This window comes from Cytobacillus dafuensis (assembly GCF_007995155.1).
Taxonomy (GTDB): Bacteria; Bacillota; Bacilli; order Bacillales; family Cytobacillaceae; genus Cytobacillus; species Cytobacillus dafuensis.
In genome coordinates this window covers 2280200-2300862 of record NZ_CP042593.1, presented here as the reverse complement: position 1 = coordinate 2300862, position 20663 = coordinate 2280200, and the positions used below count along the sequence as shown (strand labels likewise).

General features: G+C 35.0%; 20 protein-coding genes and 1 pseudogene. 10 read left to right on the top strand and 11 right to left on the bottom strand.

Going from position 1 to position 20663, the window contains the following annotated elements:
• The first annotated feature begins 81 nt into the window (after window positions 1–81).
• The 6 genes from plsY (at window position 82) to FSZ17_RS10870 (ending at window position 7387) form a co-directional block, all read left to right on the top strand.
• On the top strand, window positions 82–666 hold the full coding sequence (gene plsY, locus FSZ17_RS10895) for a glycerol-3-phosphate 1-O-acyltransferase PlsY (RefSeq protein WP_057770185.1): 585 nt from the start codon (window positions 82–84) through the stop codon (window positions 664–666).
• Between the two features lie 332 nt (window positions 667–998).
• A complete protein-coding gene (locus FSZ17_RS10890; RefSeq protein ID WP_057770183.1) occupies window positions 999–2081 on the top strand; it encodes an ATP-binding protein in 1083 nt (360 codons plus the stop codon).
• Between the two features lie 663 nt (window positions 2082–2744).
• Window positions 2745–3896, top strand: a complete 1152-nt coding sequence (locus FSZ17_RS10885; RefSeq protein ID WP_057770181.1) for a CapA family protein — start codon at window positions 2745–2747, stop codon at window positions 3894–3896.
• 114 nt (window positions 3897–4010) lie between these two features.
• On the top strand, window positions 4011–6101 hold the full coding sequence (locus FSZ17_RS10880; protein WP_057770179.1) for a methyl-accepting chemotaxis protein: 2091 nt from the start codon (window positions 4011–4013) through the stop codon (window positions 6099–6101).
• Between the two features lie 140 nt (window positions 6102–6241).
• Window positions 6242–7060: a CPBP family intramembrane glutamic endopeptidase gene (locus FSZ17_RS10875; protein ID WP_057770178.1), complete on the top strand. Its 819-nt coding sequence runs from the start codon at window positions 6242–6244 to the stop codon at window positions 7058–7060.
• A gap of 33 nt (window positions 7061–7093) precedes the next feature.
• Window positions 7094–7387 carry a HesB/YadR/YfhF family protein gene (locus FSZ17_RS10870; protein ID WP_057770176.1) on the top strand — a complete coding sequence of 98 codons (294 nt, stop codon included), beginning with the start codon at window positions 7094–7096 and terminating at the stop codon, window positions 7385–7387.
• 357 nt (window positions 7388–7744) lie between these two features.
• Here the strand turns inward: FSZ17_RS10870 and FSZ17_RS10865 are convergent, their stop codons facing one another.
• From FSZ17_RS10865 to acnA, 8 genes are all read right to left on the bottom strand, one after another.
• Complete coding sequence (locus FSZ17_RS10865) at window positions 7745–8179, bottom strand: acyl-CoA thioesterase (RefSeq protein WP_057770174.1); 435 nt, start codon at window positions 8177–8179, stop codon at window positions 7745–7747.
• The gene (locus FSZ17_RS10860) at window positions 8154–10508 is read right to left on the bottom strand and encodes an AAA family ATPase (RefSeq protein WP_057770172.1); all 2355 of its coding nucleotides are present in this window, start codon (window positions 10506–10508) and stop codon (window positions 8154–8156) included. Before FSZ17_RS10860 ends, FSZ17_RS10865 begins: the two co-directional genes overlap by 26 nt.
• A 133-nt stretch (window positions 10509–10641) precedes the next feature.
• Window positions 10642–10893 carry a small acid-soluble spore protein Tlp gene (tlp, locus tag FSZ17_RS10855; RefSeq protein ID WP_057770170.1) on the bottom strand — a complete coding sequence of 84 codons (252 nt, stop codon included), beginning with the start codon at window positions 10891–10893 and terminating at the stop codon, window positions 10642–10644.
• Window positions 10894–11049: 156 nt separating this feature from the next.
• On the bottom strand, window positions 11050–11193 hold the full coding sequence (locus tag FSZ17_RS10850) for an acid-soluble spore protein N (RefSeq protein ID WP_057770168.1): 144 nt from the start codon (window positions 11191–11193) through the stop codon (window positions 11050–11052).
• A gap of 63 nt (window positions 11194–11256) precedes the next feature.
• On the bottom strand, window positions 11257–11388 hold the full coding sequence (locus FSZ17_RS10845) for an FbpB family small basic protein (RefSeq protein ID WP_057770166.1): 132 nt from the start codon (window positions 11386–11388) through the stop codon (window positions 11257–11259).
• A gap of 185 nt (window positions 11389–11573) precedes the next feature.
• The gene (locus tag FSZ17_RS10840; protein ID WP_057770164.1) at window positions 11574–12092 is read right to left on the bottom strand and encodes a peroxiredoxin family protein; all 519 of its coding nucleotides are present in this window, start codon (window positions 12090–12092) and stop codon (window positions 11574–11576) included.
• A 107-nt stretch (window positions 12093–12199) separates the two neighbouring features.
• A complete protein-coding gene (locus FSZ17_RS10835) occupies window positions 12200–12613 on the bottom strand; it encodes a hypothetical protein (RefSeq protein WP_057770162.1) in 414 nt (137 codons plus the stop codon).
• A gap of 136 nt (window positions 12614–12749) precedes the next feature.
• The gene (acnA, locus tag FSZ17_RS10830; RefSeq protein ID WP_057770159.1) at window positions 12750–15458 is read right to left on the bottom strand and encodes an aconitate hydratase AcnA; all 2709 of its coding nucleotides are present in this window, start codon (window positions 15456–15458) and stop codon (window positions 12750–12752) included.
• Between the two features lie 364 nt (window positions 15459–15822).
• Here acnA and sspO point away from each other — a divergent pair, with 364 nt between their 5' ends.
• On the top strand, window positions 15823–15972 hold the full coding sequence (gene sspO / locus FSZ17_RS10825) for a small acid-soluble spore protein SspO (protein WP_057770157.1): 150 nt from the start codon (window positions 15823–15825) through the stop codon (window positions 15970–15972).
• A 273-nt stretch (window positions 15973–16245) separates the two neighbouring features.
• Here the strand turns inward: sspO and FSZ17_RS10820 are convergent, their stop codons facing one another.
• Complete coding sequence (locus tag FSZ17_RS10820; RefSeq protein WP_057770155.1) at window positions 16246–16506, bottom strand: hypothetical protein; 261 nt, start codon at window positions 16504–16506, stop codon at window positions 16246–16248.
• Between the two features lie 114 nt (window positions 16507–16620).
• Here FSZ17_RS10820 and FSZ17_RS10815 point away from each other — a divergent pair, with 114 nt between their 5' ends.
• Complete coding sequence (locus FSZ17_RS10815) at window positions 16621–16764, top strand: small acid-soluble spore protein P (protein WP_082625194.1); 144 nt, start codon at window positions 16621–16623, stop codon at window positions 16762–16764.
• A gap of 79 nt (window positions 16765–16843) precedes the next feature.
• Here the strand turns inward: FSZ17_RS10815 and selA are convergent, their stop codons facing one another.
• On the bottom strand, window positions 16844–18247 hold the full coding sequence (selA, locus tag FSZ17_RS10810; RefSeq protein ID WP_057770152.1) for an L-seryl-tRNA(Sec) selenium transferase: 1404 nt from the start codon (window positions 18245–18247) through the stop codon (window positions 16844–16846).
• 198 nt (window positions 18248–18445) lie between these two features.
• Window positions 18446–18628 (bottom strand): annotated as a pseudogene (locus FSZ17_RS24105) (Rdx family protein); the annotation flags it as partial.
• Between the two features lie 202 nt (window positions 18629–18830).
• On the opposite strand from FSZ17_RS24105, the gene selD reads away from it, so the two are divergent.
• Both selD and FSZ17_RS10795 read left to right on the top strand, forming a co-directional pair.
• Window positions 18831–19880: a selenide, water dikinase SelD gene (gene selD / locus FSZ17_RS10800; RefSeq protein ID WP_082625193.1), complete on the top strand. Its 1050-nt coding sequence runs from the start codon at window positions 18831–18833 to the stop codon at window positions 19878–19880.
• A gap of 26 nt (window positions 19881–19906) precedes the next feature.
• Window positions 19907–20656 (top strand): arylamine N-acetyltransferase family protein, encoded by a 750-nt coding sequence (locus FSZ17_RS10795; protein ID WP_057770149.1) that lies wholly within the window; start codon window positions 19907–19909, stop codon window positions 20654–20656.
• The last annotated feature ends 7 nt before the right edge of the window (window positions 20657–20663 follow it).

Here is a 20663-nt window from a genome sequence, read left to right as displayed (position 1 = left end):
TTTCAGGATTGGACATGGCGTGTATAATAATGGACATGATACAATAAGAGATACGCAGATAATGTTGAAGGAGAATTTTTCATGGTAGTGAACGGAATAATTATTGTCTTAGCTTATTTAATTGGCTCTATCCCATCTGGATTAATCGTAGGTAAAGTCTTTCACGGGATAGATATACGCCAGCATGGCAGCGGAAACTTAGGAGGAACAAATACATTTCGGACATTAGGTGTTAAAGCGGGATTGATTGTTACAATTGCGGATATTTTAAAAGGTACGCTAGCAGTATTGCTTCCATTACTCTTCGGTTCTGAATTACATCCATTAATTGTAGGTATTTTCGCTGTTGTTGGACATATGTACCCATTATTTGCTGGGTTTAAAGGCGGAAAAGCAGTTGCTACATCTGGCGGTGTTCTTTTAGGCTACGCTTACCCGATGTTTATTATTATTTTTTTAGCGTTCTTTGTTTGTTTATACTTAACAAAATATGTATCCCTTTCGTCAATACTTGCCGGAATTGTAGCTGTTATTTATTCCTTAGTCATTGGGGATATTCCCCTTATAATTGTTGTTTCAATTCTTGCCTTTTTTGTAATCTATAGGCATCGAGCAAATATTAAACGGATAATAAACAAAACGGAGCCGAAAATAAAATGGCTATAATCATAATGTAAATAATCAATAAACAAAAGCAGCAGTATACGAAAATACGCTGCTTTTTTTTGTTCACATTCCCTCTTTTATTCTGTCATATCCTCCAATCCATCCGAAAACTTCTAATTGATTCTACGTTCGAATTAAAAGATGCTATTGTTCGTTATTGATAACCATCATTTTTTTGGTATGATAATAGTAGGAAAGTCTTACATTTTTTATATTGATTCAATTTTTATACATAACAAAACATAAAATGAGCTTTTTCGTCATAGATTAGATTGTAAACAAATTCCCGGACTTTGTTTCTCTTATACGAATCTAATATGAGGTGGTTAGTTTTGAACTTGTCAGGAGCATTATTAGAAAATCTGCCTTTTCCCTATTTTTTTATTGACCATCAATTCCGGATCTTAGCAGCATCCAAACATTTCGGAACTATTTGTCATGAAAAGATTTTCACTTTGTTAATGGACAAAAATGAGATTGAAAGATTTGAATCGGACCTATTTTTGAAAAATACTGTTGATGTATATTTGAATATTAACAACAAGAGGAACTTATATCGAATATATAAAATGGAGGACGAGGATAACAATTTTCACCTATTTTGCTATCCAGTTGAAAAAGAAATCGACCCATCTATAAATGAATCTAAATTAACTCCCCTTCATTTCATTGAGCAAATGATTGATAATGAAAAAATCATAGATAATGCGAAACAAGAAGTTCATGAAGCATCCATTCATTCAGAATATATTACAAACATTAGCAAGCTAGCTGCTGGGATAGCTCATGAAATTAGAAATCCGCTAACTACTGTAAAAGGTTTCATTCAGCTATTAAAACCATACTTAATCGAAATTGGCAAAGAGCAATATGCAGAGATTGCCCTTGAGGAAATTAATCGGGCAAATGATCTTATCTTTGAATTTTTGAATTCCACAAAGCCTCAGGAAAATAAGAAATCCGAAATCTCATTAAATAAAATTGTGAAAGATATTGCTATTCTTTATGAAAGTGAAGGCTTGCTCAAGAATATTCAAATTAATGTCAAATTATCAGATCAATCCCCTATCGTTTTGGCTAACGGAAAGCAATTGAAACAGGTTTTGGTCAATATTATAAAGAATGCGATTGAAGCAATATCTATTAAGAGAAATAATGAATATGGACTAATACAACTTTCTGTTGAAGTTAATGATGCTTCTGTCTATATTATCATTGAAGATAATGGCTGTGGAATGACGGAAGAAACAATGAAACATTTATTTATACCGTTTTATTCCACAAAAGAAACTGGTACAGGTATCGGTCTTCCCATTTGCAAGAAAATCCTCGAGGATCACGATGGCAATATGTATATTACCAGCACGCAAGGAAAAGGAACCATTTTCAAATTAGAATTACCATTATTTTCGTAAAGAAAACTCGCCGATTGGCGAGCCTTGGAAAGGCGAAGACAGAGGCGAAGTTGCACTTATCGCGCTCATACACGCCACATCGTGTGGCATTCGCCTGACTAGGACATCCTGTCCGTCGTACTTAATTCCTAAAATTGGCAACTACGTCGAATCATCTTCTGCGCTGGCAATTTATACTTTCTTAACGTGTAAGAAAAGCGGCTCCAAAAGGATGCCGCTTTTTCAAATTTTTAATAATTTAAATCTTCCAATACCAAAGATATCTTTGACATAATCAAGTTTTGTATGATCAAAGTAAACATAATCCTTCTCGTGAATTAAAAGATTTATTCCTTCTATTTCAAATTCTTTATCTTCACTTAATGGCTGCTCTTCCAGAGACAGCTTTAATTGTGGCCCCCCTCAGCCAATTCCCATTGATAAGCGAATATACAGCTTCTCCGATAGATCCTTCTGTTCGTTACTGATCGCTTCTGCAAGAATAGTTGCTGCGCTCCCAGTCAACTTTATCATCCAATCACCTCATTAATATTATTTTACAATATTATACACTACCTCAAAAAATCTTTCGAACGAAATGCTTTTACAATATTTTGGGTTTTTATCGAATAATTCGCAATCTTGTATTATAGTATATATAAACTTTAAGTTAAGGAGATTAATATGAAGAATCGGTCAATTTATTTTTCCATTCTTTTTTGTATGGCATTAATTTTTTTCTCCTCTTATCTACTTTTTAATATGTACCAAAAAAACAATCACAAAAAAATGATCAATTTTCAAGTTCAATCTCACGAGGCAAGGCAGGCTTTTGTTAGTCCAAAATATTTTAGCGAAACGATTACTCTAGGAGCCATTGGAGATATTCTAATTCATGATTGGGTGTATAACGATGCAAAAACGAGAACTGGTTATGATTTCAATCCAATGTTGCAACACATTAAAAATGTATTACAAGAACCGGATTTACTGTTAGCTAATCAAGAAACGATTCTTGGAGGTACAGAAATTGGTATTTCTAGTTACCCGCTATTCAATAGCCCCCAAGAGGTTGGGGATGCTTTACTTGAAGCAGGTATTGATATTGTATCTACTGCAAACAATCATTCACTGGATAAAGGGGAAAAAGGCCTGATTCGTTCAATAAATTATATGGATAAGATTGGCCTCCCACATGTAGGCACTTTTACAACGAAAGAGGATCAGCAATCATTAGTCATTCTAAACAAAAATGGAATAAAAATAGCTTATTTGTCTTATACATACGGAACAAACGGGATTCCCACCCCAAAGGGAAAAGATTATCTTGTAAACTTAATTGATAAACAAGCAATGAAAGAAGAAATACACCGTGCAAAAAACGCAGCAGACGTAGTTGTTATGAGTCTTCATTGGGGAAATGAATATCAGCGATTTCCAACAGCAGAACAAAAGGAATTGGCTCAGTTTTTAACTAATGAAGGAATAGATATTTTGTTCGGCCACCACCCTCATGTTTTACAGCCTATGGAATGGATGAAATCACCTAATGGTCATGAAGCACTCATCGTTTATTCCTTAGGTAATTTTCTATCCGGCCAATATCGAGATTATAAGGACATTGGGGGGATGGCAACCATTGAAGTGACAAAAATCATTGATGAGGAAGGGGTAAAAATTAAATTAAATAATCCAGATTTTTTCCCTACCTACGTATCAAATCAAAAGCTAAAGAACTATCGGGTTGTCCCGCTTAATGACGCTTCAAAATTTGGCTTGCAAGATGCAATGAATAAATATAAAGATATTCAGCAGCATATGTTAGGAAATATTTAAAAAGGTTTGAATATGTTAATTTCTCTGAAAATGTAATATAAATGTCATATTTAATAGCTAGGCCTTTTTTCCCTTATATTATAATACTAGTAGTAAGGGGTTTGGGGGGATTCTATGTCATTAAAGACAAAATTAATTGTAGGTGTATTATCTACAATGATACTGATTATTTCAGTTTGTACTGGATTTACCTTTATTTCTGTTAATCTATATTCGGATAATGGAAGAGATTTAACAAGTGGGCTTGCATCAGATGCCCAAAGAGATGTAAGCGGATTCGCTGAACATTATGCAGGCACTTTGACCTATCATGAAACTAAAAATGTAAAATCATCAATTAAACAAATTATTTCAGGAGCAAAGAGTGATTTGGCAATTATCGCTAGCTTTGATGAGGTTTTTTCAAATAATCCTGAGGAAATTACAGCCTTATTTGAAAAAATTGCTAAACAAAATGAACTGATTACAAATATGTATATTGGCACTGAAAATAAGGAGTTCATTATTTATCCAAATGATTATCCATTACCAGCTGGCTATGACCCTACAACAAGGCCATGGTATTCTCCACTTCAAGATGCAGAGAAAGACTCATACTTTATAACAGATGCCTATCTTGACGCTGGTACTGATACTTATATGATTACTGTAAGTATGCCTTTGTACAAAAATAATGAACTGTACGGAGTACTGGGAGTTGATCTTTCGCTTGAGAAATTAACCGCTTCTATAGCAGATACAAAAGTTGGAAACTCAGGTTATGTCATATTAACAGATAAAGAAGGAGCATTACTCGCCTATAAAGATCATGAACTTGTGTTAAAAAATGAAAACATCTCTTCTCTGCCGATATTTAAAGAAAAAAAAGATGGAAATATTTATTTAGACATCAATCAAGTAACTTATGTTAGTGATAAAGAGGAAGAAACTGGATGGCAAATTTTCTCCGTTATTTCTCAGGAAGAAATAAAATCATTTTCTAATCAAATTTCACAAAATATGAGTAAGAGAATTGCATCAGCTGAAAATGAACTTCAAGCAATTTTTTCAAAGCTATTATCCATCCAAATTATTATTATCATTGTGTTACTAATTGTTTCTATTATTATCAGCTTTTTCTTTGCCAGATTTTTCATTGGACCTATTAAAAAGCTTTCTGAATTTTTGAAGGTAGTCGCGAATGGTGATTTATCTAAAAAAATGGATGTAAAATCAAAAGATGAGATAGGAGATCTCTTTAATTCTGTGAATCACTTAATCGATAGCTTAAGAGATATGGCTGTTAAAATGAATCGCTTAATCGTTCAGGTAGAAAATGACTCAAGGATCCTTAACGATCAATCAAATGTATCCTCCAACGTTACTAAAACAGTGAGTTCTGCAATGGACGAAGTAGCTTGTGGGTCTGATCAGCTAGCTTCGGAAATGGTTAATATATCTTCACATATTGATAACAATGACCTCGCTGTCCGCTCAATGTCTGATCGCATAAGTAAAATTGTTGGACATGCAAGAGAAACAAAAACGGTGACTTCTGAAGGACAGGTTGCAATGGAAAATATGAATAATAAAATGAATCGCATTGTCAATCAATCAGTGGAATCTGCTGCTATCATGAAGGAGCTCGATTTAAAACTTCAAACAATTAATGATATTACAGCCTTGATCCATGATATAGCTGAACAAACGAACCTTCTCTCTCTCAACGCGTCAATTGAAGCAGCGAGGGCTGGCGAGCAAGGAAGAGGCTTTGCAGTTGTAGCAAATGAGGTAAAGAAACTCGCTGAACAAAGCCGGGAATCTGTTGAAAAAATCTCTGTCCTAATCACTGAAATTCAATTAGATTCTTCAAAAGCATTAGAAAATATTGAAAATGGAAAAGAATTTGCCGTTGAAGGAGCAGAAATGGTTGTAAACACTGCTAGTGGCTTTAGAAGTATGTTTGGATTAATGGATAGCCTTGCAACAGATATTGATGAAATTGCTAATGCTAGTGAAATACTTGCAGAAAGTAGCCAATCCATCTCATCTTCCGTTGATAGTGTTGTATCCATTTCTCAACAAACATCGGCTGGAGTTGAAGAAGTAACAAGTATTACCGAAGAGCAGAAGCAATCCGTTCACGAGGTGGAAAAAATCTCTGAAAATCTACGCAAATTATCTTATGAGTTACGAGACTCTATTGAACACTTTAAGATTGAATAATAATACCTTTAATTCATTATTGGAATGAGCTATCGTAAACGAAAGCTCATTCTTTTTTATTCCAGCTATTTTTCATTTGTAAAGAATTTTCAATTGGAAAATGATAAAATATAGTGAGGAAAATGGAAAGGATGAACCAATTGACTACAATTGATCGGCAAGCTAAGGTACTGCCATTTTTACAGCTCTTCATTTTTTTAATTATTATTATCTTTACGCAATATAAGCAATTTACACTTGCTTTCACAATAATTATTGGATTTGTTATATTTATGACAGTAACATCTAAACAAAATCGAGTTTTTATTTGGGTGATTACCGCTTACATACTTGGTTACTTATTTTATTTATATGGAGATAGATTTATAGAAGAATTCCCCTTCCCCATTAGTATTTTAATGATCATGAATCGCTGTCTGCTTTTTTTTCCAATCATTTTCATGGTCTACGTTATAAAAAAATTTGATGTAGTACTAAATCATTATTGGGTTAAACCTAATTGGAAGGCAACAATTTCATTTCCGTTTATATGGAGTGGTTTTCATTCTGTTTCAGTAAAAGTATTTTTAATGATTGCAATATGTATTAATTTCGCAGTTTTTATTCCTTTTATTCATTTTTCAAACATTGAATTAGCTTCTCCCTCCTTTCTATTTTTTCTATTTATTTTTTCATTTGTAAATGCAATACTGGAAGAAATATTGTGGAGAGGGATATTGTTAACAAGAATGAGTGATTTAGCAGGGGAAAAAGCAGCTGTTATATTTTCAGGGATCACTTTTGGAATCTCACATATTGCACTCGGGTTTTCATGGGGTGTTTGCCTTCTATTTGCACTTGGAGGGATATTCTATGCTGGGATAACAGTTCGCTCAGGAAGCATTCTCCCTGCAATTATTTGGCATATTATCTTTAATTTTTTGATGATATTAAGCGGTATAATTCCGTATATCGACTAAACCACCTATCATTCTCAAAAGGAGGAGTTTCAATTGAAAATACATATTAGTGAGGATGCAGCAGCTTGGTTTGTAGAAGAAATGCTCTTAAAAGAGGGAGATTTCGTACGTTTTTTTGCACGATATGGCGGCTGTAGCACTGTTCAGAAAGGCTTTTCATTAGGAATATCAACCGATGCACCTATTGATGCTGGTGCTGAGACAATTAAAAACGGAATCACTTATTTTATAGAAGAAAAAGATCTATGGTATTTTGATAATCATGATTTGTCTGTGGAGTTTAATGAAATTGAAAATGAACCTTCTTATAAAGTGAAACTTCAATAAGTGGGGGTCTTACAGCCAGTTAATCTGAGATAAAGTGAAACTTCCATCAGTGGGGGTTTTTCGACGCACAGGACGTGCTAGTGCCGACGTTGCCACAGGACGTGGCGTTCTTAGTCGGCCTTCATCCCCCACTTATTGTTATTTGAACCAATCACGCTCAAAACGCCTCGTCCTGTGGCTTTCGCCTGACTAGGACATCGTGTCCGTCGTCGGGCATTTATGGGCAGTTGATCCCCCACTTACTCTTCTTTGTATACGCGAATCCTTGAAGTGGGGGTCTTACTGCCCGTTAATCTGCGAAAAATTAACAAAATAATGGAGATAGCATAAGTTGAATGCTATCTCCTCTTCTCATTTCTAATAAGCTTCTGCTGGTTGCTTTTTTGCTTTTTCATATGCTTCATGCCATACTGGGTAATATTTTTTTATAGAAATCGGTCTAAAGGTTTCCTTTTTTACACAAACATGCTTTGAAAATCCTGTGACAGCTAATTCATCTTTCTCTGTATATATTTCATAACCATAACTAGTTCGTAAACCATCGTATTCCTCAATCCACGTTTTTACAATTGCTTTTTCACCATAATGAAGAGGTTTTTTATACGAGGCTTGAATATCAAGTACAGGCGAAATAATTCCGTCTTTTTCCATTTCAGCATAATTAAAGCCTAAGTCCTTAATGATTTGTGTTCTTCCTAATTCCATCCATACTAAATAGTTTGCATGATAAACAACACCCATTTGGTCCGTTTCCGCATATCTCACTTCAATTTCCTTCGTTGATACTAACATTATGATTCCCCTCTCTAATTCTTGTTAATGCCGTTTCAAAATCTAATTTCTCTAAATATGAAACATGCTTTAAATGCTTACAATCCTTCTCCTCTGAAATAAGCCGCAATGCTTGTGATTGGATTGCTTCATCCGTTAAATTTGTAGCAAAGCGGCCATTTCCGTTAATTTGAATTACACTTAACGCTTCCTTTAAATATTTAAGCGCCTCTTGTGTTAATTCATATTGATAGTCTGAAGCATATTTAATAATGATTTCCAGAAGTTCATCAATAGAATAATCACTAAAATGGAAAAACTTCTTATATCTCGATTTCAAACCTGGGTTACTATGTAACAATACTCTCATTTCATCTGGATAACCAGCTAATATGATGACTAAATTTTCATTATGCTTAGTCATTTCATCAACAAGCGTATCAACGACTTCCTTGCCAAAATCCCCTTGAGATGATGATAGTAAGGAATAGGCTTCATCAATAAAGAGCACACCACCAAGCGCCTCTTTTATTTTCTTTTTTGTCTTGATTGCAGTTTGACCAACATAACCAGCGACAAAATCAGCTCTGCTTGCAACAATTAAATGGCCCCTCTTCAGAAATCCATATTCCTTTAAGAGCTCCGCATATATTTTGGCAACGGTTGTTTTGCCAGTCCCTGGATTACCAGTAAATACAGAATGGAGCTGGACAGGGACGATAGGAAGCCCCTTTTCTCTTCTTATTTGCTGCATCTTCACAAATGCCAATAACATATTTACTTCATTTTTTACAGATTCAAGTCCGATTAAATTTGCAAGCTGCACCTTTGGATTATTCCCTTTGTCTTGAATAATATTTTCAAAGTCCTTTTTCTCTAGTAATGTAAAGTCTAAAATATGGTTTTCCTTTCTAGAGCTTGACCCTTTTTTAAAAATCGCATCAAGTACAATATATCTAACTGACCGAGCATTTCCAAAAGTGTCATCTACCCGATCTCTCTCTATCCGTTTTTCAAGCTCTTTTTTTGCATCCTCAGTCATAATGTAGTCATTGTCTATGGCGAGCTTTTCTCCAATTTGAATTAATTCTGTATTCGAATAATCCGGCAAATGAATATGATTTGAATTTGGGAAACGACTTCGAAGTCCAGGGTTTATATCTAAAAATTGACGCATTTCTTCAGGATACCCAGCTAATATAAGCGCAAATTTCCCAACGTACTCAGAGCTAGTCATGTAAGACACTAAAGTATCGATGGCTACTTGACCATAATCATTTCCAGTCTGCCCCTCTCTTTTTAAACTATAAGCCTCATCAATAAATAATACTCCGCCAAGAGCTTTTTCAACCAATGCCTTTACATTTTCTTCAGTTTGTCCAACATATGCACCAACAAGCTGTGATCGATCAACTTCCACTACCTCTTCACGGGGAAGAACTCCAAGCTCATGATATATTTTTGCAAGCAACCGCGCTAAGCTCGTTTTTCCAGTACCGGGATTTCCCGTTAAAATCATATGTAAGCTCAATTCATCTTTTAATTGATAACCAAGTGCCTTACGTTCCTTTTGATATTTTAAAAAACGGTACAAAAGATTTACACGCTCTTTTACTTCCTCTAGGCCAATCATCTCTTGAAGCTCTTCAAGGGGGCTAACACCATTTTCTTCATTGTCTATATTTGTAAGGAATAATTGGTGCCAATCCTCCTTCCATCCTTCTATCCGATCAATTATTAATTTCATTTCACTATAAAAGGAAGAATTATAAAATACACCTGCAATTGATTGATAATATTCCTCTGTTGCTTTTATAAGCAAGACCGTATCTTCCAAAGAAAGCTTTAATATCTCTGTCATTTTCTCATAAGATTGAAGCAAATGAGCATCCTTTGTTTTTAATTTTAATTTGTGAAGCTCATCTATTTCCTCTTCTGCTAGCTCAATAAATTCCCTGCAAACTTCAAGAATATCCTCTGCTGTTTTCATTTTTGCTTGTTTGTTGTCAGTTTCTCTTAAAGTAGGAAATGAGAGAATAGTAAAGATACTTTCCTTTTTACTCCATTCGAATTGAGTTAAATACTCAGCAGCTTTTTGGTTGTCAGGATTTAATTTAATAGCCTTATTTAACCATACTAACCCAAGTGAGTCTTGCTTCGATTTTCCAATTCTCGACAGAGCAATAAGTGTTAAAATTTCGGAGATGATCTCATTGTCTTCTTCTTCATCTAGAGAGCTTAAGAAGGATAAAACTTCATTTTCCTTTTCTATGTATCCGAATTGACGAAGCTCATTTTTCCAAAGAGTTATTCTTTCCGTCATTACTTTTCTTTGTCTTTGTTTTTCCATCGAAATATCACTTCTTCTATTCAATTTCCAATACTAATCATATCATATTTCCTTCAATGGAAAAAAAGAAGAGCTTAAAAAGACCTGATAACAGAATCAGGTCTTCTATGTCTACAGAAGTATTCCACGCTCTCTATTGATAATTATTTTCTTTAAAGCCATTTTGACGTGCTTGACTTTCATCTTGAATTTCTTCCTTCATTGCCTGAATGCTTTCCTTACGACGTTCGTTTTTCGCTGCAATCTTTGCACGTTCCTCTCCATCAGCAAACTGCATTGTCTCATTGGCATCATTTATATTTTCCATCGTATTTTCTACCATTGTTTGTAGTTTTTCAACATTATCACTTCTATCATCAGGCTTCGGTTTGTTGTTAAATGTCATTTTATTATTCCTCCTATTGATTAAGTGGTGATACAAATTTAGTTTGTGAATTCAAAGAAAAAATATCAACGGAAAAGTGTGGCGGCTATACTAAAACTTAACCAATAGTAATAACCCGCTGCATCTGAATAATGATGCAGCGGGCTTATGAAAGTGTTATTCACCTTTTGTTTGTATTACTTGAGGGGTTCCACCTGTATTACTCTGCATTTTCTTTCCATTATTACCTCCATAACCACGAGGTTGCGTACCTATGTGGTTAGGATTAAATTTCCTAGCGTCCCTTTTCGGGTTACTCATAAAAAATCCCTCCTCAATTAAAGTATGTGACTTTGAGGAGGGTTTTATTAATGGAAATGAATGTTATTCTGCTTTATGAAGCCGTTTTTCTTCTAATTTTTCTTCTATTTTCTCCATAGCAGACTGATCTTTTAATATCTGTCGCTTATTTTCTAAAACAAGTTCGGCGAATGAGCGTTTTCTAGGTTTTCTCATTACAATTTCACCTTCCTTTAATCCTATATTAACAGTTATTATGGACAAAAAACCTTTAAATTATTACAAATTTTCGAAAATTATATATTTCTTTTTTATATGTTTAACTTAACTGTTAGCATTATTAATACTGAGCTTTAATACAGCCATAAAAAAACACCAGCTTTTTTGTTGATGCTCAATGCTTATAATCCTGAATATTTTCTCATCGTTTCGATCGACATTGCACTTAAATGTTTGTGTGTGATGATTCCATCCTCATCAATAAAAAATGTTGTTGGGATGGTTAAGATTTTATAGGCTGTGTTCACTTTATCTTGATCATCGAGAAGAATTGTAAAATCAAGACCTAATTCTTTTGCAAATCCCGCAACATCATATTCAGGATCTATATTAATGGCTAAAATTGCATTATTATCGCCAGATTCTGTATAAAATTTCTGCATATCCGGCATTTCTGCTTTGCATGGAGGGCACCATGTAGCCCAGAAATTTAACATGACCTTCTGACCTTTATAATCTGACAGTTTAACTGTTTCACCTTTTAAATTTTTCAATTCAAAATCTGGAGCCTTTAAACCAACACTCAAACCTGTAAGACGATCATCATTTTTAGGCCTAGGTTCTTCCTTCTCCATTGCTTGAACGATCGCAACTGTCATTAACCCAAATAATACAATTCCGGCGAATATCTTCTTTATCATCTGTTCAACACCTTTTTTCGCAGATTAACGGGCTGTACCCTCTTCGAGAAGTCGAGTCAACAAAAACATTCCTTAGTGGGGGTTATCCTATTTAACCGTATTGTAACCTAGACGATAAGAAAAAATAAGGTTCTCGAAAGCCAAAAAGTAATGAAAAATGTGACAATACCGTAAACAATTGAACTTATCCAAACGTATAAAGACCATTTTCCTTTTTTATGTTTCCATACTATATAAATGAGTCCTAATACTAATCCAATTATGATCCCCTTTTTTCCTCCTGATGAGTAAAGAATTAATAGTGGATTTTTTAAGATTGAAGGTTGAAACAATACTATACTAAGTTTAAAGGTAATAAATCCAATTATGACAGCATTTATGACAGAATCCATGAAAAATGGTTGAAATTCTCGGTCTGTTTTCGTTTTATATTTCATCATGAAATATGCACTAATAAAAGAAATAATTAGCCATACCCATTCATATTTGATGATAAAAGGTCCTATAAATATCGCTTCCATTTTCCAGCCTCCGATTATCGGTTCTTTCTATACAATACAAAAGCTTACATGATTTGTAAAAATAAATATTTGTATCCACTAATAAAAAAAGACGTGTGATTTCATAATGAAACCACACGTCTATATTAATCATTTATTAATTTGCTAATTTCTCGCGAAGAACCATTTGTAGAATTCCACCGTGACGGTAGTAATCAATTTCTACTTCTGAGTCAAAACGTACAAGAACTTCAAATTCCTTCTTATTTCCGTTTTCATCAGTAGCTGTTACTTTAACAAGGTCTCGAGGTTTTACATTTTCATCGACTTGAACATCGATTGTTTCTTTACCTGTTAGACCAAGAGTTTCAGTACTTTCGCCTTCCTTAAATTGAAGAGGAAGAACTCCCATTAATACTAGGTTAGAACGGTGAATACGCTCATAGCTTTCTGCGATAACTGTTTTAATTCCTAAAAGGTTTGTACCTTTTGCAGCCCAGTCACGAGAAGAACCCATACCATAATCCTTACCTGCAAGTACGGCAAGTCCTGTTCCATCCGCTTTGTACTTCATACAAGCATCGTAAATCGACATTACATCGCCAGTTGGCCAGTAAGTTGTGAATCCGCCTTCTGTACCTGGTGCGATTTGGTTTCGAATACGAATATTTGCAAATGTACCACGCATCATAACCTCATGGTTACCACGACGAGATCCATAAGAGTTGAAATCGCGAACTTCAACACCATTTTCAAGTAAATATTTACCTGCTGGTGTATTTTTTCCAATTGCACCTGCTGGAGAGATATGGTCTGTTGTTACAGAGTCTCCAAATTTACCCACAACTCGTAAACCATCTAATGGTTTTACTTCATCTGGATCTGCTTTTAATCCTTCAAAGAATGGCGGGTTTTGAATATATGTTGATGTATCGTCAAATGTATAAAGTGGTTCATTGCTTGTTTGAATTTTATTCCAAAGAGCATTATCACCAAATACATTTTCATATTCTTTACGGAATAATTCAGGTGTAACAGTTTGCTTAACAACATCATTAATTTCAGCAGTTGAAGGCCAGATATCTTTAAAGAAGACATCGTTTCCTTCTTTATCTTTACCAATTGGATCATTTTTAAGATCGATATCAACAGTTCCTGCAAGTGCATACGCGACTACTAGCGGTGGAGAAGCTAAATAGTTTGCTTTCACAAGCGGATGAATACGGCCTTCAAAGTTACGGTTTCCAGATAGAACTGATGTAACTAGAAGATCGCTCTCTGCAATTGCTTTTTCTATTTCGTCTTTTAGTGGACCAGAGTTTCCGATACAAGTCGTACATCCATATCCAACAATATTAAAACCTAGTTGATCAAGATATGGTTGAAGACCTGAATCACGTAAATAGCCAGTTACAACCTTAGATCCCGGTGCTAATGACGTTTTTACAAACTTAGGAACTTCCATACCAAGTTCAACTGCTTTTTTTGCAACTAAACCTGCACCTACTAATACATATGGATTAGATGTATTTGTACAGCTCGTAATAGCTGCAATTGCCACAGCACCTGTTTTCATTTCAGTTGAATCGCCATTATTAAAGTTAACAGTAATCTCTTTGTTGATTTCTTTCTCATCTAGACCAAAGCCTTGGTTTCCTTGTGGAGCCGTAATTGATTTATTAAATTCCTTCTTCATTGCAGATAAAGGAATTAAGTCTTGTGGACGCTTAGGACCAGAAAGATTTGCTTCGATTTCAGCAAGATTTATATCAATAACATTTGTATATACTGGTTCTAATAAAGGATCGAAGAATAATCCATTTTCTTTACAATATGTTTCAACAATTTGGATTTGTTCTTCAGAACGACCTGTTAAACGCATATACTCTAATGATTCCGCATCAATTGGGAAGAAACCACAAGTTGCACCATACTCTGGAGCCATATTTGCAATTGTTGCACGATCCGCTAGTGGTAATGCAGTTACTCCTGAACCGAAGAATTCTACAAATTTACCAACAACACCGTGAGCACGAAGTACTTGAGTAACTTTTAATGCAAGGTCAGTAGCAGTAGCACCATCTGGAAGTTCCCCTGTTAGTTTAACCCCTACAACTTCAGGAACTGGGAAATATGAAGGCTGACCAAGCATTCCTGCTTCTGCTTCAATTCCTCCAACACCCCAACCTAATACACCAATACCATTGATCATTGTTGTATGTGAATCTGTTCCTACTAAAGAGTCTGGGAATGCTTCAAATTCTCCAGCTTCATTTTCAAGAGCATGAACAACATTTGCAAGGTATTCCAAGTTTACTTGGTGAACGATACCTGTTGCTGGCGGCACAGCGCGATAATTATCGAATGCTTTTTGCGCCCAGCTTAAGAATTGATAGCGCTCTGCATTACGTTCGAATTCAAGCTCCATATTTAAACCAAGAGCTTCAGCAGTTCCGAATTTATCGACTTGAACAGAGTGGTCAATGACAAGGTCAACCGGCTTAAGCGGATTGATTTTGTCTGGATCTCCACCCATATCAGCCATCGCTTTACGAAGTGATGCTAAGTCAACTACAGCAGGAACACCTGTGAAGTCTTGAAGGATTACACGTGAGGGCTTGAAAGGTACATCAACCTCTTTTACTTCATCAGTACCCCATTTTGCTAAGTTTTCAACATGTTCTTTCGTAATAACACGTCCGTCATATTGTCGAAGGACAGATTCTAATAATACTTTAATAGAATAAGGTAATTTAGATACATTGCCGACGCCAGAATTTTCTAAAGCGCCTAAGTGATAGTAATTGTAACGCTTCCCATTTAAATCAAAAGATTTACGGGAATTAAATACATCATTTTTCACCATGGGTAATTTCCCCCTTTTTAAAGATTATTCCGTGTAAGAGTTTAACAATTGTCGAAAAGATGCAATTTTCGTCCATCTTTACATTTCTAACAATTCTAATCTTAATACAACCTTCTATATAAGTAAATAACAAGAAAGTTATTGTTTTTGATAAGTTTTTCTTATATAAAAATCGATTTTATTTGATTTTATATTAATAAGATGTAAAACGAAAAGGATTTTCGATTTTAGTAAAGCTCATTTCTTATGAACTTTACTATGTTACAAAATTTTTTTCTTATTTAACATGTGTAGAAGGATTAAAATGAAGGTTTACATATTCCTGCAATTATTGCGAAAAAATAGTTGATGGAGGTGATTGACGATGGGTAAAAGAAAAGCGAATCATGTCATTCCAGGCATGAATGCAGCCAAAGGACAAGGTATGGGAGCTGGATTTAACGAAGAATTTTCAAACGAACCATTATCTGAAGCCCAGAAGCAGAATAATAAGAAACGAAAGAAAAATCAATAAAGAAAACTCGCCGAGTGGCGAGCTTTGGAAAGGAGATGACAGAGGCGTAGTTGCACTTATCGCGCTCATACATGCCACGTCCTGTGGCATTCGCACGAATAGGACATCCTGTCCGTCGTACTTAATTCCTAAAATTGGCAACTACGTCGAAACATCTTCTACGCTGACAATTTATACTTTCTTAATGTATAAAATAAAAGGAAGCGATTGGTTTTTCGCTTCCTCTTTTTTAGTTTATCGTGCTCGATCGTTATGATTAATTTTCAGGGAATATTATTGATATTCGTTTACTTCGGTCACCATTTTGCTTAAATCCTGCTGAAATTTTTTCAACTGGGCTTTTTGAGATTCTGAAGCAACTTCAAGTGCATTTTCAATTTGCTCGTAAGCTTCATTGACTTCTTGTTTTAAATGTTTTAGCTGATGACCATAAGTGGCTGAGTCCCTCACAATTTCGTAATATAACTCCTGAGCATCCTCCATCCCTTGTTGAGCAGCTTGGAATGCTTGCTGTTTATTCTTATTGTATGGCATCCCTTATTTCACTCCTTTATTATTTTGTACATTTAAATTGTGCATACAGCTAAAAAAATATTCCGTATAAATTTACAGCATCTCACCAAGCTATTGTTAGGAGGGATGAACAATATGAATAAAAATGATAGTAAAGATATGCGAAAAAATGCACCTAAAGGAGATAATCCAGGTCAACCAGAACCATTGAGCGGTTCAAAAAAAGTAAAAAATAGAAACCATACAAGGCAGAAAAATAACTCAAGTCACGATATGTAGAATAGAAAACTATAAATTAAAAAACTTATGGCTTCTAATTACAAATAATTAGAAGCCATTAGCGGATTTCTTATCATGATTAAGAAGTACAAAGTGCATCGATTATATACGTTTCTTCTTCCATTGTAACAGTTCTTAAATCGATAAGTACCTCTTCTTTTTGAATACGGACAACGATGGAAGGAGAAGTTTCTGTTCTTAATTTTTTTGCTAATTCCTCAGACGTCAACTTTTTATGCCTGATAACTGCAACAATGGATGGAAGTTTTACATCTGGCATTGTTCCTCCACCTACCTGCCCAGAGCTTTCACGAATTTCAACATCATATTGGCAAGAATTTGTTTGCAAGTTTTGAATAAAGACTTCAGTCCTTTGTTTCAATTCTTCTCTTGTTACCATCAGATCCCTTATAACTGGAATATTCTTTATCCCATCTTCACCCTTTGCATAATCAATTAAGGTTCCTTCAAGAGCAGCAAGAGTCATCTTATCCACTCTTAGTACACGTGCAAGTTGATGTTTCTTCAACGAATCAATCAACTCTTTCTTACCAGCAATTATTCCGGCTTGCGGTCCGCCTAATAGTTTGTCTCCGCTAAAAGAAACAAGGTCAGCCCCCATCCTTAATACTTCCTTTACCACTGACTCGTCACCTATACCTATTTGGCGAAAATCAAATAATGCTCCGCTGCCTAGATCCTCATAAAAAATAACATTCTTCTCTTTTGCCAATAATGCTAATTCTTCTGACTCCACCGACTTTGTAAAACCCACAACTTTAAAATTACTTGTGTGGACTTTTAATATCATTGATGTTTGTTCGTTAATTGCTTTTTCATAATCAGCTAAATGTGTTTTATTCGTAGTTCCAACCTCAACGAGATGAGCTCCGCTTTCTTCCATAATAGAAGAAATCCTGAAAGACCCTCCAATCTCAACAAGTTGTCCTCTTGATACAATTACATTCTGATTTTCAGCTAAGGCTTTAAGAATTAAATATACAGCAGCAGCATTATTGTTCACGACCATGGCTGCTTCTGCTCCCGTTAATTCTTTTACAAGTGCTTCAACATGACTATGTCTTGAACCTCTCACACCTTCATCTAGCATATACTCCAAATTCGAATAATGAAGAGCCGTATCTAGCATATGCTGTGCTGCGTTTTCACTTAATCGCGCACGGCCGAGATTCGTATGTAGGATTGTCCCAGTTGCATTGATTACCCTTTTAATCGTATAGCTATATTGATGATTGACCGAGGCTTCAAATTTTTGAAATAATGAATCAATAAACGCTTGACTTCCTGGTTCTGGTCCCATCCATTGGTCAACCAACATTTCATTACGAATATGATCAAGCACTAATTTCATTTGGTTTGTCATATATTTCGAATCAATCCCGTAATTCTTCATTAAAAGGAGAAATCGGTCATCCCTTTGTAGTTCATGTACGGGAGGTATATTTCTAAGTAAATGTTTCACTAATCATTCCTCCAATCATTGCCCATTCATTATACCATTATTCCCCTCTCCAAATTCGGTAAAATAATCTAAAAATAGTTTACATAATAATATTACAGTCAAATAAGTAAAAAACTACATTTATTTAATATTTTAGGAAAAATCCTAATGCAAAAAAGCCTCCTCCATTCAAATAATGGAAAAGGCTTAATATATAGGCTACGCCTGCATTTTTTCAATAATTTCATGGACTTTTGGAAATAATCCAGTTTCATTCTTTGAGTGAATCTTGTCTCCATTTACAGTTACTTCAAATACTCCACCCGAACTTGGGATTAGTTCCATCTTTTCAATTTTATGTCGAAAATGTGTGAAGAGCTCTTCTGCGAAACTCGCAGCTTTTGGTGCATAGTTTCACATCATACAAAATTCAATTTTCACTTCAAACTTTTCCATCAATAGACCTCCTTACAAAAAATTTACTAAATATTCGCATATTTTATAATGTTATTCTAGTATATTCTATCTTTTTTTGCAATAAATCCAATTCATTTTTATGATATTTTCAATGAATAAAGGTATACTTATTTGAGGAGGTGGTATCATGAGTGAGAATGAAAAAATCCGATTGACTTCCATGTCAACTAAAGCTGGCTGAGGATGCAAAATTGGTCCTGAGGACTTGACGCAAGTTTTGCGTTTATTACCAAAACAAGAACCTGTGCCAGAATTGCTTGTTGGCCACGAAACATCTGATGATGCAGGCGTTTATCAATTAACCGATTCGATCGCTTTAATCCAAACTGTAGATTATTTTACACCGATTGTTGATGACCCATATATGTTTGGTCAAATTGCTGCTGCCAATTCGCTTAGTGATGTTTACGCCATGGGTGGACAGCCAAAAACAGTGCTAAATATCGTAGGCTACCCAATTAAAAAGCTTGGTGCTGAAATACTTGCAGAAATACTACGAGGTGCCGGTGATAAGGTAAAGGAAGCTGGGGCTATTACTGTTGGAGGACATTCTATTGATGATCAGGAACCGAAATTCGGACTCTCTGTTACAGGTACTGTTCATCCACAACGAGTATTGAAAAATGTCGGGGCAAAGCCTGGTGATGCTCTTGTTATAACTAAGCCAATTGGTGTAGGAATTTTAACAACTGGTATTAAAAGGGGCGCTGTCACTCCAGAACAAGAGATAGCCGTAACTGAAACAATGGCAATGTTGAATAAAATAGCTGCTGAAATGTTAAATCCCTTTTCTCCACATGCTGTAACGGATGTAACTGGATTTGGACTGCTTGGTCATGGAAGCGAAATGGCTCGTGGCAGCGATGTTAGCTTTGAAATTATATTAGATCAAGTTCCAGTATTGGAAGGTACATATGAGCTAGCAGAAAAAGGTATAATTCCTGGTGGTTCTAAATCTAACCATAAGTGGCTTCATGAAGATGTGTCTTATGAAAATATTTCTATTGAAAATCAATATATTTTATGTGATGCCATTACTTCAGGCGGCTTATTAGTTGCTTTACCAGAAGATGAAGCAAAAAAATATATTGAAATATTACATGAATCTGGTCTAGCTCATGCATCAATGATAGGAAGAGTTCTTCCAAAATCTGAGAAGTTAATTTATGTGAAATAGAAAGAGCTTATTTAGAAGGTGATTCTATGAACGTAAAAGCATATTTACAGCGTATTTCAGTAGAAAAAGAAAGCGAACCCACTTTGGAATTTTTACAGAAGCTGCAAAAGCATCATATGGAGAATATTCCCTTTGAAAATTTGGATGTAACTCGAAACGTAGAAATCACCCTAAATTTGAGTCGTTTTTACAATAAAATAATCGGAGACCATAGGGGTGGCTTTTGCTATGAACTAAATGGACTATTTCAGCAGTTATTAACCAAGCTTGGCTTCAAATCACATTTAATATCCTGTACTGTAAAAAAACAAAATGGCTGGGCCAAAGAAAATACTCATGCAGCAATGATCGTTCATTTAGATCAGCCCTATCTTGTAGATGTTGGCTTTGGAGATTCCGTCCGCAAGCCTTTGCCATTAACAGGAAAAGAGCAGGAAGATGTAAGTGGAATTTACCGGATCAATTTGAATGAGAATCATTTATTTGACTTGCAGCGATTCGAAAATCAAGAATGGAAAACATTATATCGCTTTGCAAATGTTCCAAAAAAGTTAGAAGATTTTTCTGAAGGATGCTATTTTAATCAAACTTCACCTGAATCTTCTTTTACTCATGGTGATATTGCAACAATAGCAACAGAGAATGGAAGAATTACACTTTCAGGTCAAACGGTTACCAAAGCGAAAAATGGCGTAAAAACAAAATTGGAATTGACTGAGATAGAAAAGAAAAAATTTCTTGAAGATTTTTTTAGCATTAGAATAAAGGACAGCTAATTTTAGC